This is a genomic window from Kitasatospora sp. NPDC034035, assembly GCF_055575755.1.
The window spans coordinates 39306-60407 of record NZ_JBVISA010000045.1 but is presented as its reverse complement, the minus strand read 5'-3'; the positions used below and the strand labels follow the sequence as shown (position 1 = coordinate 60407).

General features: G+C 73.0%; 22 protein-coding genes. 1 reads left to right on the top strand and 21 read right to left on the bottom strand.

Going from position 1 to position 21102, the window contains the following annotated elements; translation table 11 throughout:
* Nucleotides 1–271 precede the first annotated feature (271 nt).
* The 3 genes from ACZ52J_RS38675 to ACZ52J_RS38665 all read right to left on the bottom strand — a co-directional run bounded on the left by ACZ52J_RS38675 (nt 272) and on the right by ACZ52J_RS38665 (nt 2754).
* The gene (locus ACZ52J_RS38675) at nt 272–868 is read right to left on the bottom strand and encodes a Uma2 family endonuclease (protein ID WP_465625585.1); all 597 of its coding nucleotides are present in this window, start codon (nt 866–868) and stop codon (nt 272–274) included.
* A 100-nt stretch (nt 869–968) separates the two neighbouring features.
* On the bottom strand, nt 969–1679 hold the full coding sequence (locus ACZ52J_RS38670) for a GntR family transcriptional regulator (RefSeq protein WP_360498294.1): 711 nt from the start codon (nt 1677–1679) through the stop codon (nt 969–971).
* A 166-nt stretch (nt 1680–1845) separates the two neighbouring features.
* Nucleotides 1846–2754, bottom strand: coding sequence for an NAD(P)-dependent oxidoreductase (locus ACZ52J_RS38665; protein ID WP_465625583.1), 909 nt, complete (start codon nt 2752–2754; stop codon nt 1846–1848).
* 106 nt (nt 2755–2860) lie between these two features.
* On the opposite strand from ACZ52J_RS38665, the gene ACZ52J_RS38660 reads away from it, so the two are divergent.
* Nucleotides 2861–3472, top strand: coding sequence for a TetR/AcrR family transcriptional regulator (locus tag ACZ52J_RS38660; protein WP_465625581.1), 612 nt, complete (start codon nt 2861–2863; stop codon nt 3470–3472).
* Nucleotides 3473–3666: 194 nt separating this feature from the next.
* Here ACZ52J_RS38660 and ACZ52J_RS38655 read toward each other — a convergent pair whose 3' ends face one another.
* The 18 genes from ACZ52J_RS38655 to pafA form a co-directional block, all read right to left on the bottom strand.
* Nucleotides 3667–4581, bottom strand: a complete 915-nt coding sequence (locus ACZ52J_RS38655; protein ID WP_465625579.1) for an ornithine cyclodeaminase family protein — start codon at nt 4579–4581, stop codon at nt 3667–3669.
* A 29-nt stretch (nt 4582–4610) separates the two neighbouring features.
* Nucleotides 4611–5654 carry a proline racemase family protein gene (locus ACZ52J_RS38650; RefSeq protein WP_465625577.1) on the bottom strand — a complete coding sequence of 348 codons (1044 nt, stop codon included), beginning with the start codon at nt 5652–5654 and terminating at the stop codon, nt 4611–4613.
* Nucleotides 5654–7018: an aldehyde dehydrogenase family protein gene (locus tag ACZ52J_RS38645; RefSeq protein WP_360498284.1), complete on the bottom strand. Its 1365-nt coding sequence runs from the start codon at nt 7016–7018 to the stop codon at nt 5654–5656. The genes ACZ52J_RS38650 and ACZ52J_RS38645 overlap by 1 nt, the downstream gene beginning before the upstream one ends.
* A gap of 62 nt (nt 7019–7080) precedes the next feature.
* On the bottom strand, nt 7081–8085 hold the full coding sequence (locus ACZ52J_RS38640) for a proline racemase family protein (protein ID WP_465625574.1): 1005 nt from the start codon (nt 8083–8085) through the stop codon (nt 7081–7083).
* 132 nt (nt 8086–8217) lie between these two features.
* Nucleotides 8218–9153, bottom strand: coding sequence for a dihydrodipicolinate synthase family protein (locus ACZ52J_RS38635; RefSeq protein WP_465625572.1), 936 nt, complete (start codon nt 9151–9153; stop codon nt 8218–8220).
* Nucleotides 9154–9215: 62 nt separating this feature from the next.
* Entirely contained in the window at nt 9216–10652 is a 1437-nt protein-coding gene (locus tag ACZ52J_RS38630) for an FAD/NAD(P)-dependent oxidoreductase (RefSeq protein WP_465625571.1), read from the bottom strand.
* Complete coding sequence (locus tag ACZ52J_RS38625; protein WP_465625570.1) at nt 10633–10983, bottom strand: (2Fe-2S)-binding protein; 351 nt, start codon at nt 10981–10983, stop codon at nt 10633–10635. Before ACZ52J_RS38625 ends, ACZ52J_RS38630 begins: the two co-directional genes overlap by 20 nt.
* 97 nt (nt 10984–11080) lie before the next feature.
* Entirely contained in the window at nt 11081–12241 is a 1161-nt protein-coding gene (locus ACZ52J_RS38620; protein ID WP_465625568.1) for an NAD(P)/FAD-dependent oxidoreductase, read from the bottom strand.
* A 166-nt stretch (nt 12242–12407) separates the two neighbouring features.
* Complete coding sequence (gene tatC / locus ACZ52J_RS38615) at nt 12408–13301, bottom strand: twin-arginine translocase subunit TatC (RefSeq protein ID WP_465625590.1); 894 nt, start codon at nt 13299–13301, stop codon at nt 12408–12410.
* Nucleotides 13302–13450: 149 nt separating this feature from the next.
* Complete coding sequence (gene tatA, locus ACZ52J_RS38610) at nt 13451–13759, bottom strand: Sec-independent protein translocase subunit TatA (RefSeq protein WP_465625566.1); 309 nt, start codon at nt 13757–13759, stop codon at nt 13451–13453.
* A gap of 208 nt (nt 13760–13967) precedes the next feature.
* Nucleotides 13968–14147 (bottom strand): hypothetical protein, encoded by a 180-nt coding sequence (locus ACZ52J_RS38605; protein WP_360498272.1) that lies wholly within the window; start codon nt 14145–14147, stop codon nt 13968–13970.
* A gap of 21 nt (nt 14148–14168) precedes the next feature.
* Entirely contained in the window at nt 14169–14399 is a 231-nt protein-coding gene (locus ACZ52J_RS38600) for a hypothetical protein (RefSeq protein ID WP_360498270.1), read from the bottom strand.
* Nucleotides 14400–14402: 3 nt separating this feature from the next.
* On the bottom strand, nt 14403–15359 hold the full coding sequence (locus tag ACZ52J_RS38595) for a helix-turn-helix transcriptional regulator (protein ID WP_465625565.1): 957 nt from the start codon (nt 15357–15359) through the stop codon (nt 14403–14405).
* Entirely contained in the window at nt 15356–16327 is a 972-nt protein-coding gene (locus ACZ52J_RS38590; RefSeq protein WP_465625564.1) for a helix-turn-helix transcriptional regulator, read from the bottom strand. The genes ACZ52J_RS38595 and ACZ52J_RS38590 overlap by 4 nt, the downstream gene beginning before the upstream one ends.
* A gap of 199 nt (nt 16328–16526) precedes the next feature.
* Nucleotides 16527–16910, bottom strand: coding sequence for an FKBP-type peptidyl-prolyl cis-trans isomerase (locus ACZ52J_RS38585; RefSeq protein ID WP_360498264.1), 384 nt, complete (start codon nt 16908–16910; stop codon nt 16527–16529).
* A gap of 73 nt (nt 16911–16983) precedes the next feature.
* Nucleotides 16984–18297, bottom strand: coding sequence for an FKBP-type peptidyl-prolyl cis-trans isomerase (locus ACZ52J_RS38580; protein ID WP_360498262.1), 1314 nt, complete (start codon nt 18295–18297; stop codon nt 16984–16986).
* Between the two features lie 202 nt (nt 18298–18499).
* The gene (locus ACZ52J_RS38575; protein ID WP_465625563.1) at nt 18500–19489 is read right to left on the bottom strand and encodes an FKBP-type peptidyl-prolyl cis-trans isomerase; all 990 of its coding nucleotides are present in this window, start codon (nt 19487–19489) and stop codon (nt 18500–18502) included.
* Nucleotides 19490–19624: 135 nt separating this feature from the next.
* Nucleotides 19625–20986, bottom strand: a complete 1362-nt coding sequence (gene pafA / locus ACZ52J_RS38570; protein ID WP_360498258.1) for a Pup--protein ligase — start codon at nt 20984–20986, stop codon at nt 19625–19627.
* Nucleotides 20987–21102: the final 116 nt, after the last annotated feature.

Here is a 21102-nt window from a genome sequence, read left to right as displayed (position 1 = left end):
AGGGCCTAGACAATCCTTATTCTCGCTGGTCAGAGGCACTTTTCGCCTATCTGATCACCTGCCGGACAGCCCGCTTCATGAAAGCGCGAGGTTAGGAGAAGAGCTCGTCCACGTTCAGTGCCACCGACGTCCCGGGCAGGGTGAACGACTGCCCGGGCATGCCGCCCGTCCGGCAACGGGTCGACCGACACCTCACCACCCAGCACCTCCACCCGGTGCTCGGGGAACCGCTCGAAGAGAGCCTCGGCCATACCGAGCACGGAGTACGGCACTACTTCTTGGCAGTCAGCACGTCGTCCACCGACAGCGTCACCGACGCGCCGATCGACTCCGGCAACGTGAACGACTGGCCCGGGTGGTGGACGGCATGCACCCGGTACTCGCCATCTCGTGGCTCGGTAAGAACCATGACCTTCAGGTTCTTACGGTCGACGATGACGTAAACGGGCACTCCCGCTTCGGCATAGATTCCCGGCTTGATCTTGACATCAGATAGATGGTTGGAGGACGTGACCTCTACGACCAACCGAAAGACCGCCGGATCATAGCAATTATGCTCGATCAGATGGTCCCGATAGTCGGCATCGACAAGAGACAGGTCGGGAATCGCGTAATCGGACGGGCCTCCTGGCAGCCACATACCCATCCCCTGGACCACTCGAGATGTGTCACCGTGAAGCCCTGCAGCCCACAACGGGATCATGAGGTCCGTGAGCGTTTCCCCGTGCGGCCCGTCGGGAGGCGGCGTCACTGTGATCTGTCCTCCGAGGATCTCGACCCGGTGCCCCACGAACTGCTTGGAGATCAGCTCGGCGGTTTCGAGCAGCGTCTGCTGCTCGAACGGCTCTTCCACTGCTGCGGCGGACATGGAATTCCTCCTGGCTGCCGATGTCGAGAGCATCATCGTAGAGCCCGGGCGCCCCCCGACGCCCGATCCTCAGTCTTCACCCGAACGGGCGGTTTAGCCCCTACCGGGCCCGCAGGCGCAGCGCCGGCCGCTCCGGCTCCGCCGCCTCGTCCTGGCCGGCCCACAGGGAGCGGACGTGGCTGAGGTGGCGGGTCATGCAGGCCTCCGCCGCCGCCACGTCGCCCGCGATCATCAGGTCGAGCAGTTCCAGGTGCTCCTCCGCCGAGGAGACCAGCTCGCCGCGCTCGTCGAGCCGGTTGAGCCCGTACAGGCGCGAGCGCTTGCGCAGGTCGCCGACGACGTCGACCAGCCGCGCGTTGCCCGCGAGCCCCAGCAGGTCGAGGTGGAACTGCCGGTCGGCCTCCAGGTAGCCGATCAGGTCGTGCTTGCGTGCGGCCGCGACGATCGCCTCCGCCTGCGGGCGCAGCCGCTCCAGCTGCTCCTTCGTCGCCGTCTGCGTGACCCGGCCGACGGTCGGGACCTCGATCAGGGCGCGGATCTCGGTGTAGTCGTCCAGGTCGCGTTCGGTGAGTTCGGTGACCCGGAAGCCCTTGTTGCGGACGGCCTCGACGAGACCCTCGCGGGCGAGGTCGAGCATGGCCTCGCGGACGGGGGTGGCGGAGACGCCGAAGTCGGCGGCGAGGGCGGGCGCGGAGTAGACGACGCCGGGGCGCAGTTCGCCGGAGATCAGAGCCGCCCGGAGTGCGTGGGCGACCTGGTCGCGAAGCCGCTCCTGGACGGAGATCAGGGTGCGGGGTTTGAGGTCGGCCATGGTGTTCCTCCGGGTGGGTGCAGAACACCAGTGTACAATGTCACGTTACGTTGAGTACGCAACAGTCCGCGATTCAAACAACCCGTCAGCCGCCGAAACCCATGGTGGCAGCGGCCGCCGACCGTGACAACGGCCGACGGCACACGATCTGCCGTACGGGACCGGGCTACGCCCGGCGGAACTGCCCGACCAGCGCGGTCAGGCTCGCCGCGCCGTTGCCGCTCTCGACGCCGCGCCGGAACGCCTCCGCCAGCAGCGCCGGCAGTGCGCCGTCCACTCCGGAGGCCTCCGCGGTGTGCCGGACGTGCTCGATGCTGGCGAGCGCCATCGCCATCCGGTCGACGTCCCCGCGGTGGTCCCCGGCGGTGATCCGCGGCGCGTAGAACGCCTGGAAGCCGGGGAGCGAGGCGGCCGTCGAGCTCAGGTACGGCAGGAACTCCTCGGCCGAGATGCCGTTGGCTTCGGCGATCGCCGTGGCATGCAGGTAGCCGACCATGGAGGTCCAGAACAGGTCCATCTGGATCTGGTAGTACAACTGTGCCAGCCCGGGGTCGTCGCCCCGGTAGTCGGCCCCGGTGAGGACCTCCAGGGCGGCCCGGTGCCGCTGGAACAGCTCGACCGGGCCGCTGTAGAAGGTGGACGACTCGGGGCTGCCGATGCCGGACGGCGGCGTCTGCACCCCGCCGGTCAGGTGTCCGGCCCCGTGCTCGGCGAGCCGGCGGGCGGCCTCGCGGGCCCGCTCGGGGGTGTCGGAGCTGAGGTTGACGACGGCCTTGCCCTTGAGCACGGCCGGGTCCAGCGACTCCAGCACGGTGAACACCGCGTCGTAGTCGGTGAGGCTGAGGACCACCAGCTCGTTCGCCGCCACCGCCGCTTCCGCACTCGACGCCAACTCCGCACCCCTGGCGACCGGTTCATCGGCCCGCGCGGCCGTACGGTTCCACACGGTGACGGCGTACCCGGCGTCCAGGAACGCCCCGGCCATGGCCTGCCCCATCGGGCCGAGCCCGATCACCGTCACCGATCGCTCCGGCTGCTGCTCCGGCCGCTGCTCCGACTGCTTCTCGACGGACATACGTCTACCCCTCCGCTGGAACGAACGCTCTATCCAGAGCGATGGAGCTGACGCTAACACAGCTCTGGAACGAACGCTCTATTCATATTTCGGCTAGGATCACGCCGTGAAGACGTCCGAGACGCCCGAGAAGACCACCACCGTCGGCACCCGCGAGCGGATCGTCCGGGCCACCTCCCGGCTGCTGCAGCGCCAGGGGTACGAGGGCACCGGGATCAAGCAGATCTCCCGCGAGGCCGAGGCCACCCTCGGCTCCGTCTACCACTTCTTCCCTGGCGGCAAGCAGGAGTTGGCCGCCGAGGCGATCCGGCACGGGGACAAGGAGTTCGCCGTCCTGCTGCGCGCCGGACTGGACTCCTCGGCGGACCTCGGCGAGGCGATGACCGCCTGTACCCGGATGCTGGCCACCGAACTGCGTGCCTCCGACTGGCAGGACGGCTGCCCGATCACCACCACCGCCCTGGAGACGGTCGGCCGGGTACCGGTGATCGAGCAGGCCGTGACCGAGGCCTTCGCCAACTGGCGGGCCATCGTGGAGGAACGGCTGCGCGCCGCCGGCATCGACGCGCAGGACGCCCGCGAACTGGCCGGCACGGTGATCAACATCCTCGAGGGCGCCGAGCTCGCCGCGCAGGTCGCCCGCAGCGAGGAGCCCCTGCTGGTCACCGGCAAGCACCTGGCCCGCCTGCTCGCCACCTACACCCGCGACCAGGGCTGAAACGCGAAGAAGTCGGCCCGGCGGGGGATCCCTTCCCGCCGGGCCGACTTCAGCTTCACAACTCCCGACCAGCGTCAGGAGCAACGGACTTGCCGATCGAGGCAGCGCCGCACGACGGCCGTCCGAACAACCGGACCGCCACGACCGGGCCGCAGCGGCCGACCAGCTGCGGCCGGGCCGCCTCGACCGACCCGCTACGACGCCTGGCCGCCGCCCGCCCGGTACACCTCCGCCGCGACCGCGAGGTCCTCCCACGCCATCCCGACGCTCTTGAAGAACCGCGGCCGCCCGGTCGGCACCAGCGCGTCGCCGCGCACCAGTTCGGCGAGGTTCCACACCTGCCGCCCGGCCACGCCCGCCATCAGCAGGTCCCCGGCTTCCCGGGCCGCGACCGACCGGGCTTCGACGTACAGCTCGGCGCGTCCGACGAGCGCCTCGTCGACCTCCCGCGCGTCCGGCTCGTGTGAGCCGACGGCCGCCACCGCCGCGTGCGCGGGCACCAGCGCGCCGTCGAACAGCGGCGTGCGCGCGGTGGTGCAGCAGACCACCAGGTCCGCCTCCGCGACCGCCTCCGGCCCGCCGACGGCGGCCGTCAGCCCGAGCCGCTGCCCGTACGCGACCAGCGCCGCGGCCCCCTCGGCCCGGCGTGCGACCACCGTGAGCCGGGTCAGCGGCCGGACGGCCAGCAGCGCGTCCAGATGCCCGTACGCCTGCGGCCCGGAGCCGAACAGCACCAGGTGTTCGGCCTCCGGCACCGCCAGCCGTCGCAGCGCGGCGGCGGTGACGGCCGGCGTGCGCAGTGCGGTGAGCGCGGCGCCGTCCAGCAGCGCGAGCGGTTGCAGGGTGGGCCCGTCCAGCAGCAGGTAGCTGCCGGTGATGCGGGGCAGCCCCCGTTCCGGGTTGGCGGGGGCGACCCCGGCGATCTTCACGCCCGCGTACGGTCCGGCGGCGGCCGGCATCAGCAGCAACTCGCCGGCCGGCACCGGTACGGCGGACCGGGCGGGTGCGGCCTCCGGGTCGAACCCGTCCAGCAGCACCCGCTCGATCGCCCCCACCGCCCCGGCGGGCCCGACTCCGCCGGTGCCCGGTACGGCGTACTGGAGCGGCACAACCGCCCTACCGGGACTTGCAGTTGGACTCACAGGAGGAACCCCGTCCCCAGTTCGTCGCCCGGCTCCAGGACGAAGCCGTGCTCGCCGGTGCGGCAGGCCGTCCCGCCGACCTCGGTGACGACGCCCTCGCCCAGCGGGTCACCGCCCGGGAGCACCCGGCCGGTGAACACCGTGCCGATGACGGACTCGTGCCGCAGCGGCTCCCCCGGCGCCAGCCGTCCCTCGGCGGCGAGCACCGCGAGCCGGGCGGAGGTGCCGGAGCCGCAGGGCGAGCGGTCGATCTGCCCGTCCGCGAAGACGGTGACGTTCCGCTGGTTCAACACCCCTTCCAGCGAGGGGAGTTCGCCCGGCGGGAGTTCGTCGTACAGGATCACCCCGTACACCCCCGACAGCCGGGGGTCGGTGGGGTGCGCCACGGCCTCCGCGCCGGCCAGCGCCGCCCTGATCTCCCGCCCCAAGGCGGTGAGTTCGGGTAGCTGAGCGGGTTCCACGGCCAGCCCCAGCGAAGCGGCCGGCACCGAGGCGTAGCAGGCGCCGGAGTGCGCGACCGCGACCTCCACCGTTCCGCGCGAGGTCTCCACCGGCAGTTTCAGCGCGCTCACCCGGGTGGGCACGTTGCGGAAGGTGACGCCGGTGGTCCGCCCGCCGGCCCGGTGCACCAGCGCGGTGACCCGGCCGGAGGGCACGTCGATCCGCACCCGCGCCACGCCGTCCTCGGGGGCGGCCACCAGTCCGGAGTCGACCGCCCAGGCGCCGAGCGCGATGGTGCCGTGCCCGCAGGCCGTCGAGTAGCCGTCCTTGTGCCAGAACAGCACGCCCAGGTGCGCCTCGTCGTCGTCCGGCGGCACCAGGAATCCGCCGTACATCCCGGCGTGGCCGCGCGGCTCGCGGGTGAGCAGCTGCCGGACCTCGTCCAGCGCGCTGGGGCGGGGCGCGGTGGCGCTGCCGCCGGCGCCGAGCGCGATGGCCCGCCGTTCGGCGACGGTGTCGCCGGGGATCACGGGCGCGCCGTCCAGCACGATCCGGAACGGCTCGCCGGCGGTGTGGTAGTCGACGGTGCGGACGTACATCAGGCGCCTCCGCCGGGCAGCACGCTGACGGTCCGGCTGACGGTGTAGAAGTCCAGTGCGGCCTGGCCCTGTTCGCGTTCGCCGTGGCTCGCGCCCTTGGCCCCGCCGAAGGGCAGGTGGAAGTCGACGCCGCTGGAGGGGGCGTTGACCCGGATCATCCCCGCGTCCAGCCGGTCGGCGGCGGCCAGCGCCACGTCCAGGCTGCCGGTGTGCACCGAGGTGGAGAGGCTGTGCGGGGTGTCGTTGGCGAGCGCGATCGCCGCGTCCAGGTCGGCGGCGGCGTGCAGCACGGCGATCGGGCCGAAGAACTCCTCGCGGGCCAGCGGGTGTTCGGCCGGCACGTCGGCGAGCAGGGTGGGCTCGACGTACCAGCCGGCCCGCTCGGGCACCCCGCCGCCGGTGAGCACGTTCGCCCCGGCTTCGACGGCCGAGCCGACGGCGCGGGTGAGCCGGTCCCGGGCGCCGGAGTTGACCACCGGCCCGCACACCGAGTCGTCGACCGCCGCCAGCGCCTTGACGAGGGCCTCGCGCAGCGGCTCGTACGCGGCGCCGACCGCGATCACCCGGCTGGTGGCGGTGCACTTCTGCCCGGCGTACCCGGCGATGGCAGCCGCGATGTGGCCGGCGGCCTGGGCGATGTCGGCGTCGGGAAGCACCAACGCGGCGTTCAGTCCGCCGAGTTCGGCCTGCACCGGCACCCCGCGCTCGGTCGCGGCGCGCACCACGGCGCGGCCGACCCCGGTCGAGCCGGTGAAGGAGACCACGTCCGCCGCGTCGACCAGCGCCGTGCCCTCCTCCGCCCCGCCGGGCACCACCGTGAACACCTCGGCGGGCAGCCCGGCGGCGAGAGCCAGCTCGGCGAGCCGCAGCGCGCACGCCGTCGCCTCGGGGGCCGGCTTGAGGACCACCGTATTGCCCACCGCCAGCGCCGGAGCGGCCTTCCAACTCGGGATCGCCAGCGGGAAGTTCCACGGCGCGATCAGCCCGGCCACCCCGTACGGGCGGCGCCGGGTGAGCAGCAGGCCGGGCCCGGCGGCGGTCTCGTGCACCGCCCCGGAGGGCGCGTACGGCGCCTGCGCGTAGTAGCGCCAGATCGCGGCGGTCCGGGCGACCTCGCCGCGCGCCTCGGCGAGCGGCTTGCCGACCTCGCGCACGATCAGCGCGGTGAGTTCCTCCGCGTGCGCCTCGACCGCGTCGGCGATCCGGCCGAGTGCCGCCGACCGGGCGCCCGCGCCGGCCGCGAGCCAGCCGGCCTGCGCCGTCCGGGCCCGCCCGACGGCGGCCCGTACGGCCTCGGCGCCGGGTTCCTCGACGGCGACCACGAGGTCGTCCGGGTCGGCGGGGTTGTACGAGGTGATGGTCACGACTAGCAGCCCTTCAGGGGGGGGTCAGAGCGGGAAGCCCGCCGGGTCGGAGCAGGCGGGGCTTACAGCAGGAACCCCGCCGGGAAAGGGTCGCTCGGGTCGAGGAAGTACTGGGCGGTGCCGGTGACCCAGGCCCGCCCGGTGACGGTGGGCACCACGGCGGGCCGCCCGGCCACCTCGGTGCCCTCGACCAGCCGCCCGACGAAGGTCGTGCCGATGAAGGAGTCGTTGCGGAAGTCCTGCCCGAGCGGCAGTTCCCCGCGCGCGTGCAGCTGGGCCATCCGCGCCGAGGTGCCGGTGCCGCAGGGCGAGCGGTCGAACCAGCCGGGGTGGATGGCCATGGCGTGCCGGGAGTGCTCGGCGGTGGAGCCGGGGGCGAGCAGCTGGACGTGGTGGCAGCTGTGGATGGACGGGTCCTCCGGGTGGACCGGCCGGTCGGGGCCGGCGTTGATCGCGTCCATCATCGCGAGGCCCGCGTCCAGGATCTCCTGCTTGCGCTCGCGCTCGAAGGGCAGCCCGAACTCGGCGAGCGGCAGGATGGCGTAGAAGTTGCCGCCGTACGCGAGGTCGTAGGTCACGGTGCCGTAGCCGGGCACCTCGATCTTGCGGTCCAGCGCGACCGAGTAGGAGGGCACGTTGCGGATGGTCACCGCCTTGGCGGCGCCGTCCTCGACGTGCACCTCGGCGATCACCAGCCCGGCCGGGGTGTCCAGCCGTACGGTGGTGACCGGCTCGACGACCGGCACCATCCCGGTCTCGACCAGCACGGTGGCGACCCCGATGGTGCCGTGCCCGCACATCGGCAGCAGCCCGGAGACCTCGATGTAGAGCACGCCGAAGTCGGCGTCCGGCCGGGTGGGCGGCTGGAGGATGGCGCCGCTCATCGCCGCGTGGCCGCGCGGCTCGTACATCAGCAGGGTGCGGAAGCGGTCCAGGTGCTGCTGGAAGTGCACCCGGCGCTCGGCCATGGTGGCGCCCGGGATGACGCCGAAGCCGCCGGTGATCACCCGGGTCGGCATGCCCTCGGTGTGCGAGTCGACGGCGTGGAACACGTGACGGCTGCGCATGGGTCACAACTCCCGTACAGGTTCTGGTGGTTGATGGGGGCCTGGCCGGCTGCCCCCGCAGCCGGCCGGGAAGTCCGGGGTCACCGGACCGAGCGGCAACCTCAGTCCGAGGCCACCGGACCGAGGGCAGCCTCAGGCGAGGCCCTCGGCGAGCGCCTTCTCGGTGGCCGCGCGCACGGCCGCCTCGACCTCCGGGGTGAGCGGCTGGCGCGGGGCCCGGACCGGACCGCCGGGGCGCCCGGCGAGGTCCATCGAGAGCTTGATCGCCTGGACGAACTCGGTCTTGGAGTCCCAGCGCAGCAGCGAGTGCAGCGACTTGTACAGCGGCAGCGCGGTCTCCAGGTCGTGCTTGACGGCGGCGTCGTAGAGCGCCACGGAGGCCTCCGGCAGCGCGTTCGGGTAGCCGGCGATCCAGCCGACCGCGCCGGCCAGCGCCAGCTCCAGCAGCACGTCGTCGGCGCCGATCAGCAGGTCCAGCCCGGGGGCCAGCTCGGCGATCTCGTACGCCCGGCGGACGTCCCCGCTGAACTCCTTGACCGCGACGATCGAGCCCTCGCCGTGCAGCTGGGCGAGCAGCGCGGGGACGAGGTCCACCTTGGTGTCGATCGGGTTGTTGTACGCGACGATCGGCAGGCCTGCCTTGGCGACCTCGGCGTAGTGCGCGCGCACCGAGGCGTGGTCGGCCCGGTAGGCGTTCGGCGGCAGCAGCAGGACGGAGCCGGCGCCGGCCTCGGCGGCCTGTTCGGCCCAGCGGCGGGACTCGGCGCTGCCGTACGCGGCCACACCGGGCATGACCCGCGAGCCGTCGCCGGCCGCCTCGACGGCCACCTCGACGACCCGGGCGCGCTCCTCGGCGGTGAGCGTCTGGTACTCGCCCAGCGAGCCGTTGGGGACGACGCCCTGGCAACCGGAGTCGATCAGCCAGCGGACGTGCTCGGCGTACGCGTCGTAGTCGACGGAGTGGTCCGGGCGCAGCGGGATCGTGGTGGCGACCATGATGCCGCGCCAGGGACGGGTGGTGTCGTGCGGGGTGATGGACACGGTGAACTCCTTGGTGAGGTGTGACATTTTATAAGAGCGGACAGGCCGGAGACAAGGTCCCCGGCCCGTCACGTTCGACAACGGGCCCGTTACGACTCCGGGGAGGGCCCCGCCGCCAACTGCGAGAGCGGCACCGGGCAGCCCAGCGGCCGTCGGTCCGGTCCGGGCTCACCCGAGCCGGCCAGGCAGGCCACGGCCGGACCGCACATCCGCCCCTGGCACCAGCCCATCCCGGCCCGGGTGAGCAGCTTGACGGTGCGCGGATCGCCCGCGCCCAGCTCGTCCACGGCCTCCCGGATCGCCGCGACCGGCACCTCCTCGCACCGGCAGACGTCGGTGTCCGGGCGCAGCCACCCGGTCCAGCCGGGGCCCGGCCGGTGGGCGGCGGCCATCAGCTCGGCGAAGGCCCGCAGCCGCGAGCGGCGGCGCAGCAGCGCGGCCGTCGGCAGCGCCCCGGCCACCGCGTACGCGGCCAGCTCGCCCTCGGCGAGCGCGAGGTCGGCGCCGCCGACGCCGTTGGTCTCCCCCGCCGACCAGAGGCCGGGCACGCTGGTACGCAGCCGGGCGTCGACCGCCAGTGCGACCGCGCCGTCCGGCCCGGTACGGGTCCGTGCGCCCAGTTCGGTGGCCAGGTCGATCTGCGGCAGCAGGCCGTGGCCGACGGCTAGGGCGTCGCAGTCGATCCGCCGCTCGGTGCCGGGCACCGGCCGCCACTCGGCGTCCAGCCGGGCCACCGTGACGCCGGTGACCCGGTCCGTCCCGTGAGCCTCGACCACCGCGCTGCGCGGGCGCAGCCGGACACCGTGCCGCAGCAGCGCGCCGCCGTGCCCGGCGCCCTCGACCAGCTTGCCGGGGACGCCCGCCAGCACGCCCGGCCGCCGCGCGTACCCGAGGTAGGCGGTGGCCTCGACCACCGCGGGCACCTCGGCCCCGGCGGTGACCAGCGAGGACGCCGCCGCGAGCAGCAGCGGCCCGCTCCCGGCGACCACGATCCGTCGCCCGGGCAGCACCAGCCCGGCCTTGAGCATCGCCTGCGCGCCGCCCGCGGTGACCACCCCGGGCAGGGTCCAGCCGGGGAACGGCAGCTGCCGCTCGTACGCGCCGGTGGCGAGCAGCACCGACCGGGACCGGACGGTGGCCCGGTCGTTGCTCTCGGGCCCGCGGGTGACGTGCGCCGCGAAGCCGTCCCCGGAGCGCTCCAGCGCCCAGACCTGGTGCCCGGCCCGGAAGGCGGCCCGCCCGGCCCGTTCGTGGGCGGCGAGCCGGTCGGCCAGGCCGGTGTAGGCGGACCAGTGGTGGTGCAGCCGGTCCGGCCGGGCCGCGCCGAGGCCGGGCGCCGGGTGGCGGTAGTACTGCCCGCCGGTGTGCTGCCCGCCGTCCAGCAGGACGCAGCGCAGCCCGAGGTCGGCGGCGGTGACGGCGGCGGCGAGCCCGGCCGGGCCGGCCCCGACCACCGCGAGGTCGAACGGCAGGGGGTCGAACGGCGAGGGGTCGAACGACGAGGAGTCAGACGGCGAGGTCGGCACGGCCGTGGCCCTCCTGGGTGGTGACGGTGGTGCCGGGCTCGGCGGGGAGCAGGCAGGTGCGCTGGTTGGGTCGGCCGTCCACGGTGGCCAGGCAGTCGAAGCAGCTGCCGATCCCGCAGAACGCCCCGCGCGGCTTCCCGCCGACCCGGGTGGTGCGCCAGGCGAGCACGCCGTCGGCCCAGAGCGCGGCGGCGATCGACTGCCCGGGCAGCGCGGGGACGGGCCGCCCGTCGAACTCGATGTGGTGGGCGGGCCCGGGCTCGGCCTCGACCAGCCCGGCGGGGGTGCGGCGGCGCATCGGCGGCTTCTCCAATCCAGGACGGAATCTCATGCGGGACGGAATCTCCTACGGGCCCGAGCTATGCGGAGCCCCGAGCTATGCCGGGCCCCGAGCTCACGCGGGGGCCCGAGCTCACGCGGGGTCGGTCTCAGACCGCCGGGAACCGGTCCGCGCGGAACGGCGCGAGGTCCAGCTCCGGCTGCTTGCCGGTGAGCTGTTCGCTGATCAGCAGCCCGGTCGCCGGGGCCAGCCCGATGCCGGCCCCCTCGTGCCCGCAGGCGTGGTAGAGCCCGGGCACCCGGGGGTCCGCGCCGATGGCCGGCAGGTGGTCCGGCAGGTACGGGCGGAAGCCCCGGTAGGCGCGTAGCACGGCGACGTCGGCGAGCAGCGGGAAGAGTTCCGCCGCCTGGCCGGCCAGGCGGCGCAGCACTTCCTGGGAGAGCGTGCGGTCGAAGCCGACCCGCTCCCGGCTGGCGCCGATCAGCACCGGTCCGCCCGGGGTGCCCTCGATCACGGCGGAGGTCTCCAGCCCGGCCGATCCGCTGGCCACGTTGGCCACGTAGTCAGCGGCGTAGACCTTGTGCCGGACGACCCGCGGCAGCGGCTCGGTGACCAGGACGAAGCCGCGCCGGGGCATCACCGGCAGGTGCACTCCGGCCAGCGCGGCCAGTTCGCCGCCCCAGGTGCCGGCCGCGTTCACCACGGCGGGCGCGGCCAGTCGGCGGCGGTCGGTCCGTACGCCGCGCACGGCGCCGTCCGGCCCCCGGTCGACGGCGGTCACGGTCTCCCCGGTGATCAGCTCGGCGCCGGCCCGGCGGGCCTCGCGCAGCAGGTGGGCGGCGGCCAGGGCGGGCTGGACCTGGGCGTCCTGCGGGTAGTGGAAGCCGCCGGCCAGGCCGGGGGCGAGGTGCGGTTCCAGTTCTCGCAGCCGCTCGCCGGGCACCTCCTCGGCGACCACTCCGACGGCGCGCTGCCCGGCGGCGAAGGCCCGCAGCGCGTCCTGTCCGGCGGCGGTGGAGGCGACCACCACGCCGCCCTTGGGCTCGTACTCGACGGCCGCGCCGAGGTCCTCGGCGAGCTCGCCCCAGAGCCGGGTGCTGAGCAGGGCGAGGTCGAGTTCGGGCCCGGGCTCCTTGTCGGAGACCAGCAGGTTGCCCTCGCCCGCGCCGGTGGTGCCGCCGGCCACCGGCCCGCGGTCCACGACGGCGACGGCGAGCCCGGCGCGGGCGGCGTAGTAGGCGCAGGCGGCGCCGACCACACCGGCGCCGACCACGACGACATCCAGGGGAGGTCTCTCGGTCTTCAGCACGTCAGTAATATGTCACATGCCATCCACCCTGCCAAGACCGCGCGGCCGAAACCCCCGCTAGCGCCCGGCCGGCACCCGGAAGGCCCCGGAAAGGGCCCCGACCAGCGGAAAGCCCCGGCGCGCCGCTCGCGAGCGACGGGCCGGGGCTCCCTCAGGACAGGTCGGCTCAGGTGATGTCGTCCATCTGCTCGTGGCGCGCGGCCGGCACCGGGGCGGCGGTGGCCGCCGGAGCCGCCGAGGCCTCGACGGTCTCCGCACCGGCCACCGGCTGGACGGTGAGGTCCAGGTGCGAGGCCTCCTCGTCGTCCAGCCCGGCGTCCGGGTTGCGGCGCGCCTTCCGCCGGTCGTTGAGCAGCGAGATGGTGACCGCGAGGAAGTACAGCGCCCAGATCGGCGCGGCCAGCAGCAGCATGCTGAACGGGTCGGCACCCGGCGTGGCGAACGCGGCGAACACGGTGATGCCCATGACCATCCCGCGCCACCAGCTGAGCAGCCGCTTGCCCGTCACGATGCCGACCTGGTTCAGCATCACCAGCAGCAGCGGGAACTCGAAGGCCAGGCCGAAGACCAGCACCATCCGGGTGGCGATGTCGAGGTAGTCCTCGGGCGGCAGGATCGGCGTGGTGTTGTTCGGCGTGAACGAGAGCAGCACGTCGACCGTGACCGGCAGCACCATGATCGCGGCGCCCACGCCGGCCAGGAAGAGCGGGGCCCCGCAGGCGATGAAGACGGCCGCGTACTTCTTCTCGTGCCGGTGCAGGCCGGGCGCCACGAAGGCCCAGACCTGGTAGAGCCAGACCGGCACGGCCCCGACCACGCCGGCGGTCAGCGAGACCTTCAGCATCCAGGTGAAACCGGCGGTCAGACCGATGTTGGAAACGAGGGCGCACTTGCCGTGGAACTGGTCGGCGGTGTCCTTCGTGCAGCGCGGCAGCGGCTTCAGCAGGAATTCCTCGAGCTGCTTGTGGTAGACCGCCGCGACGATCGTGATCACCAGGATGGCCAGGACCGACTTGACCACGCGGTTGCGCAGTTCCCGCAGATGGTCGGCGAGGGCCATCCGCCCCTCAGGGTCCTTCGACGCCTTGGACGCCGTCGGCGCCTTGGAGAGCTTGCTCAACCCCGGTCCTCACATCGTGCGTCGAGGCCCGCCGGTCGACGGGCCTCCATGGATAGTCGCGTGCGTCACGTGCGCCGTGTGCGCCGCGTTCAGTGCGGGCGGTCGCCGTCGGACGCCGACGGCCCGGCGCCGGGCTCCGCCACCGGACGGGCCGTGGCCGACGCGCCCGGAGCGGCCTGGACGGTCCTGACCGCGCCGCCGTCCACCTGCCCGGGAGCAGCCGGCGCCGCCGGGGCGCTCCCCTCGGACTCGCCGTCCGTGCGCATCGCCTTGGCCTCGCTCTTCAGGATCCGCAGCGACTGTCCCAGCGACCGCGCCAGCTCCGGCAGCCGCTTGGCTCCGAACAGCACGATGGCGAGGACCACGATCACCACGATCCCGGTCATCGAGATACGCATGCGCGACCACCTTCAGTCATGGCGGCCCGACGGGCCGTCCGCTGCGGATGGTAACCGCTGCGGATGACGCCACGACGACGGCCGCCCGAACAGGACAGCGACCCCCGGTACACGGTTTCAGGAGCCATCTGAGAGCGTAACCCGCCCCTGCCCGCGCGCAGCAGCCCCCGTACCGCCGACGCCCCGGCCGGGCCGGACCGCGGAGGCGCTACGACCGGCTCGGCACCGCGTCCGCCAGCTCTTCCGCCGCCGTGGCCAGCGCCCGCGAGGCGGTGTCCACGCCCTTGGCGAGCGCCCGCACGTCCAGCCACAGCCGGATCGCGAGGATCCCCAGGACCAGCAGGCCCGCGGTGGCGAGCAGGACGGCGGCGACGAGCATCCAGGACATGCGCCCCACCCTATACGGGCCCTACCCCTCGGCCGGGACGAGCCGCATGGTGCGGACCCCGGCCCCGACCAGCGCCTCGACGATCTTCTCCCCGGCCGGCTTGCGCACCGCCGCCCCGCACAGCGGGCAGCCGAAGCTGTAGTGCGCCTGGGCGGGGGTGCGACCGAGGGTGAGCCGGAACTCCTCGGCCGGGAGCTCCACCTTCTCCCGGCACTCCGAGCAGTACACCTTGAATCTGGTCCCGGGTTCCACCGCTCAGACCTGCCCCTCCCCGTAGGCGGCCAGCGCCTCCCGCGCAGCCCAGCGCGCCTGCTCGGCCAGTTCGGGCGGCGAGACGATCCGGCCGTCCCGGCCCAGCCGCAGCGCCAGCGGGCGCAGCTGGGAGGGGTCGGCGCTGCGCAGGGTGATCCGCAGCCCACCGTCGGGCAGTTCCTCGGCCCGGTCGTGGGTGTAGTACTCGGCCACCCAGCGGCCACCGGAGGAGACCTCGACGACCACCTCGGGGTCGTCCGCCGCCGGGTTGACCAGCCCGCCGCTCAGGTCGCGCGGCTCGCGCCGGGGCGGGTCGGCCGGGACGTCCAGGACGCGGATCTCGGCAACCCGGTCCAGCCGGAACATCCGGTGGTCCTCGGAGGTGCGGCACCAGGCCTCGAGGTAGGTGTGGCCCTCGGTGAGCAGCCGGATCGGGTCGACCTCGCGCTCGGTCATCCCGCCGCGCCCGTGCGAGTAGTAGCGCAGCCAGAGCCGGCGGCCCTCGCTGAGCGCGCGGTCGATGTCGGCGAAGACGTGGCTCTCCGCCTCGAAGGTCACGCCGACCCGGGCGCTGCCCTCGGCGCTCTCCCCCGCCGCGTTCTCGATCTTGGCGACGGCCCGGGTGAGCGCCTCCCGGTCCCCGGCCCGCAGCCCGGGCAGCCCGGCCACCGCGCGGGCGGCCACCAGCAGCGCGGTCGCCTCGTCGGCGGCCAGCCGCAGCGGCTGGGCCACGTCGTCGACGTTGTGCCACCAGATCCGCTCGCCGTCGGTGTCGATGTCGAGCAGGTCGCCGCCGCGGAAGCTGGTGCCGCACATCGGCAGCACGTTGAGGTCCCCGATCAGCTCGCGCTCGCTGATCCCGAAGGCCCGGGCCACCTCGGCGACCTCGGCCCCCGGCCGCTCACGCAGATAGGTGACCAGTGACAGCATCCGTCGCGTCTGGTCAATGGCGTTGCTCATGCGTCCACCTCGATACCCGCGACCGCCCGCAGCCGGTCGACCACATCCGCCCGGAGCTCCTCCGGCCCGAGCACCAGCACGTCCGGCCCGAACTCCGCCAGGTCGGCGCCCAGCCCGTTGCCGTACGGGATCTCCAGCTCGTCCCAGACCTCGTCCACCCGGGTGCTGTTCAGCGCCTTGGTGCGCAGCGGGAAGCCGGCGCCCCGGCGGACCCGGACGGTCGCGGTGGCGGTGGCGCCCTCCCCCGCGAACTTCGCCACGGTGGCCCGGACGTCCACGTGCTCGGGCACGGTGCCGAGGAAGGCCCCGTTCTTGGCCCGCACCTTGCCGGTGATCCGGCTGAGCCGGAACACCCGGGCGTCGCCGCGGTCGCGGTCGTACCCGGCCAGGTACCAGTGCCCGCGCCAGCACTCCAGCGCCCACGGCTCGACGCTGCGCTGCTCGACGGCGGCGGCGCCGGCCTTGCGGTACTCGAAGGTGACCGGACGGCGGTCCCGGGCGGCGGTGAGCAGCGGCTCGAACGCGGCCTCCCGGGCGGGGATGCGCGGCTCCAGGGCGGTACGGCCCTCGGGCTCGGCGAACGGCACCCCGGCCGCGCGCAGCTTCTGCAGCGCGCCGCTGGCCGCGCCGGACATCTTGGCCTGCTGCCAGACCCGGGCGGCCAGGGTCAGCGCGGCCGCCTCCTCGGCGTCCAGCGCGATCTCGGGCAGCCGGTTGCGGTCGGCGCGGGCCAGGTAGCCCAGCTCGCCGTCCAGGGCGCTCTCGTCGACGTCGATCACCAGGCCGAGCTCGCGCAGGTCGTCCTTGTCCCGCTCGAACATCCGGTTGAAGGCGTCCTCGCTGCTGCCCTGCCAGGCCTCGCGGTACGCCTCGATGGATTCCCGCAGCTCCTTCTTGGAGAGCGGACGTCTGGTGTTCATCAGGCACAGGGCGAGATTCATCAGCCGCTCTGCCTTGGCGATCGCCATCGCTGACCCTTCCGGTGTGCCGCGCCGCGCGCGGGGTGCGCCAACCGGGCGATCACCACCCGGCGGGACCGACCGTACCGGTAGCGGTACGCAGTGCAAAAGCGGCGTCCCACACCCGGTCCCGGAGCCGTGCCCGCCGGGCCCGGACATGCCCGTGGGCCGGGCCCCCGGAGGGGTCCGGCCCACGGCGCGAGCAGGCTCAGACAGCCAGCAGGTCGACCACGAAGATCAGGGTCGAGCCCTTCGGGATGAGCGGGGTCGGCGACTGGTCGCCGTAGGCCAGGTGCGACGGGATGGTCAGCTCGCGGCGACCGCCGACCTTCATGCCGACGACGCCCTGGTCCCAGCCCTTGATGACGCGGCCGGCACCCAGCGGGAAGCGGAACTCGTTCGGGCTCCGGTTCCAGCTGGCGTCGAACTCCTCGCCCGTCTCGAAGGTCACGCCGACGTAGCGGACGCTGACGTTCTGACCCTTCTTGGCCTCCGCGCCGTCACCGACGACGATGTCGCGGATCTGCAGCTCCGTCGGGGCGTCGCCGATCGGGAAGTCGATCTCGGGCTTCTCGTTGAGGTTGACGCTCACAGTCCCTCTTCTCACGTTTCGCGTTGCATTCCGACCCGAAGGTCACACTCCACCATTGTCACCCGAAAGTGGATCAGCCCTGACCGGCGTCCAGGATGTCCACCACGAAGACCAGCGTCGCGCCGGGCGGGATGTCGCCCTGGCCCTTGTCGCCGTAGCCCAGCGCCGCCGGGACCACCAGCTCGACGCGGCTGCCCACGGTCTGGCCCTCCAGGCCCTGGTCCCAGCCCGGGATGACCTGGCCGCCGCCGAGCGGGAAGGCGTACGCCTGGCCCTTGCCGAGCGAGGAGTCGAACATTTTGCCGTCCTTGAACAGCGCGCCGGTGTACTGGACGACGATCTTCTCGCCCTTCTCCACCTTCGGCCCGGTGCCCTTGATCAGGACGTGGCTCTTCAGCTCGGTCGGGTCCTTGGCACCGGCCACCGGCGTGATGTCGGCCGGCTTCTTGCCGTTGTCCTTGACCTGCGGGAAGTCCGCCGGCGGCGGGGTGACCGTGCCGCTGACCGTCGAGTCGGGCGCGTTGGCGTTGCGGATGTCGATCACGAAGATCAGGTTGTCCTTGGGCCCGATCGACATGTCGGCCTTGCCGTGGGAGCCGAACGCGGCGGCCGGCGGGGCCACCACCAGCAGCCGGCTGCCGGCCTTCTTCCCCATCACGGCCTGGTCCAGCGCCGGGATCAGCGAGTCGGTGCCCGCCTGGAAGATCTGCGGCTTGGCGTCCGCGTCGTACGAGCTCGGGATGTCCTTGCCGGTGTTCCAGTCCTTGGCGGTGTAGTCCACCGAGGTCCAGGAGTTCTTGTCCACCTTGGCGCCGGTGCCCTCGGAGAGCACCTTGACCACGAAGGTGCCGTCCGACGCCTCGCCCGGCACCTGGATGTCGGCCTTCTTACCGAAGTCGCCGGTGACGGTCGGCAGCACCTTGGCGCTGTCCTTGATCGGCGGCACCGGCTCGGCGCTCGGCGTGGGCGGCGCGGTCTTGGCGGCGTCCGGCTGGGCGGCGTTGGTGTCCTTGCTGCCGTCCTTGTTGACCATGTACAGCGTCACGGCGCTGCCGGCCAGCAGAACGGCCAGCACCGTGCCGAGGATCACACCGAGCCGGCCGACGCCGGGCGGGTTCTCGTCGTACCCGGCCTCGGAGGTGTCGGCCTTGCGCACGTTGGAGGCGAAGATCTGCGGGGTGTCGTCGGTCTTGGTCCCGCCCGCGGCACGCGGCGCCTCGCCGGGCTGCGCCCAGCCGGCCTGCTGCTTCAGGATCGACGGCGGGACGACGATCGACTCGCCGTCCCCCGGAAGCGGGCCGCCGGGGCGAGAGGCGGCCGGGTCACCCGCAGAGCTGTCGTTCGCCGCGGTGCCGGCCCCGCCCGGGCTCGGCGTCTTCTCAGTCATGACTCCCCATCCATCTCGCCACAGGTCTTTCAGGTCTGCGCCCGGCGTGCTGAGCGCCGGCCTGCCGCCGCACGGCCCGCCCCCGACCTGGCGCCGGGCGGCGCCTGCCACAGCGCGAGGGCAGTATGACAGCTCAGGATGAGGGCGGACGCTTCGTTGTACGAGCGTCCGCCCAAGCGTACGGAATCTTCCGGGTGACTTCCTAGACCGCTTCCAGAATGTCGATCACGAAGACCAGCGTGGAGTTCGCCGGGACCGCGCCCTGCGGCTTGTCCTGGTACCCGAGCGCGGGCGGCACCACGAGCAGGACCCGGCTGCCCACGTTCTGCCCGACCAGGCCCTTGTCCCAGCCCTCGATCACACTGCCGGTGCCGATCTGCACCGCCTGCGCGCCGCCGTGCGTCCAGGAGGAGTCGAACTGCTGGCCATTGCTCCACAGCACCCCGGTGTACTGCACCACCAGGGTCTGCCCGCTCTTGACCTGCTTGCCCTCGCCCTTGATCAGCACCGCCTGCTGCAGGTCGGTGGGCGCGGCCTGACCGGCCGGGATCGTGATCGTCACCGGCGCCTTGCCGTTGTCCTTGACCTGCGGCAGCGTCGCGGCCGGCTGGGTCATGTTCCCGGTGAGCGTGGAGTCCTGCGGCAGGCTCTCCATGATGTCCAGCACGAACACCACGGTGTCGTTCTTGTTGACGCCCAGCTGGCCGGAGCCCTGATCGCCGAAGGCCGCCGCCGGCGGGGCCACCACCAGCAGCCGGGTGCCCACCTTCTTGCCGATCACGCTCTGGTCGAACGCCGGCACCAGTTGCCCGCTGCCCGCCTGGTAGAGCTGCGGCTTCCCGCCCGGGTCGTACGAACTGGGCAGGTCCTTGCCGGTGGTCCAGTCCTTCGCGGTGTAGTTGACCGTCACCCAGTCGCCCTTGTTGACGGTCGAGCGCTCGCCCTCGCTGACCGTGTTCACCACGAACTGGCCGCTGGGCTGCTGCCCCTCGGGGATGGTGATGGTGGCCTTGCTGCCGAATCCGCCCCCCGAAAGGGTGGGCATCGGCGACGCCTCGCCGACCGGCGCCGGCACCGTCGGGGCGGCGCTCGCCGCGGACGGCGTCGCCGGACCGGCCGCCTTGGGGGTACTGCTGCAGGCGACCGCCAGCAGCAACGGCAGGGTGAGTAGCAAACCGGCGTTGCGGCGCACGGTGGTCCTAACTGTCGGTCGAAGTCGGCTCTCCTGACTCGACGGACAGCGTATGCCCGGCATGCGTCCGGCCCCGGTAGACACCACCGGGGCCGGCCGCACCGTGATCACGACGCCTTGATCACGATCGGGGCATCACATCCCCGCGATGAGCTTCTCCACCCTCTCGTCCACCGAACGGAACGGGTCCTTGCACAGCACCGTGCGCTGCGCCTGGTCGTTCAGCTTCAGGTGCACCCAGTCCACCGTGAAGTCCCGGCGCTGCTCCTGCGCCCGGCGGATGAAGTCCCCGCGCAGCCGGGCCCGGGTGGTCTGCGGCGGGATCGACTTGGCCTCGAAGGTCTTGAGGTCGGTGGTCATCCGCTGCGCCTGGCCCTTGCCCTGGAGCAGGTAGAACAGACCGCGACGGCGGTGGATGTCGTGGTAGGCGAGGTCGATCTGGGCCACCCGCGGGTTGGACATGCTCATCTGGTGCTTCTCGCGGTAGCGCTCGATGAGCTTGTACTTCATGATCCAGTCGATCTCGGTGGCGACCCCGTCCAGCCGCTCGCTGCGGACGGCCTCCAGGGTGCGGCCCCACAGGTCGAGGACCCGGGCGATCGTGCCGGTGTTGATGCCCTTGCGGTCGGCGAACTCCAGGGCCTTGCTGTAGTACTCCTCCTGGATGTCCAGCGCGCTGGCCTCGCGGCCGTTGGCGAGCCGCACCTGGTGGGTGCCGGTGAGGTCGTGGCTGACCTCGCGGATCGCCCGGATCGGGTTCTCCAGGGTGAGGTCGCGCAGCACCACGCCGGCCTCGATCAGCCGCAGCACCAGGTCGGTGGCGCCGACCTTGAGCAGCGTCGTGGTCTCGGACATGTTGGAGTCGCCGACGATCACGTGCAGCCGGCGGTAGCGCTCGGCGTCCGCGTGCGGCTCGTCCCGGGTGTTGATGATCGGCCGCGAGCGGGTGGTGGCGGAGCTGACGCCCTCCCAGATGTGCTCGGCGCGCTGGCTGACGCAGAACACCGCGCCGCGCGGGGTCTGCAGCACCTTGCCGGCGCCGCAGATCAGCTGGCGGGTGACCAGGAAGGGGATCAGCACGTCGGCCAGCCGGGAGAACTCGCCGTGCCGGGCCACCAGGTAGTTCTCGTGGCAGCCGTAGGAGTTCCCGGCGGAGTCGGTGTTGTTCTTGAAGAGGTAGACGTCCCCCGCGATGCCCTCCTCGTGCAGCCGCCGCTCGGCGTCCACCAGGAGCCCTTCGAGGATGCGCTCGCCCGCCTTGTCGTGCGTCACCAGCTCGACCACGTCGTCGCACTCGGGGGTGGCGTACTCGGGGTGGGAGCCGACGTCGAGGTAGAGCCGGGCGCCGTTGCGCAGGAACACGTTGCTGCTGCGGCCCCAGGAGACGACCCGGCGGAACAGGTACCGCGCGACCTCGTCCGGCGACAGCCGCCGCTGCCCGCGGAACGTGCAGGTCACGCCGTACTCGTTCTCCAGCCCGAAGATCCGGCGGTCCATGAGCACTCCATTCTTGTCGGAGCTGTCCGAAACCGCCTCCACGACGGCCGGGCCGTCGCAGGGGCACCGGAGTCCCGTACGACGGCGGTCCGGCCGCCGTACGGGACTCCGCAGGC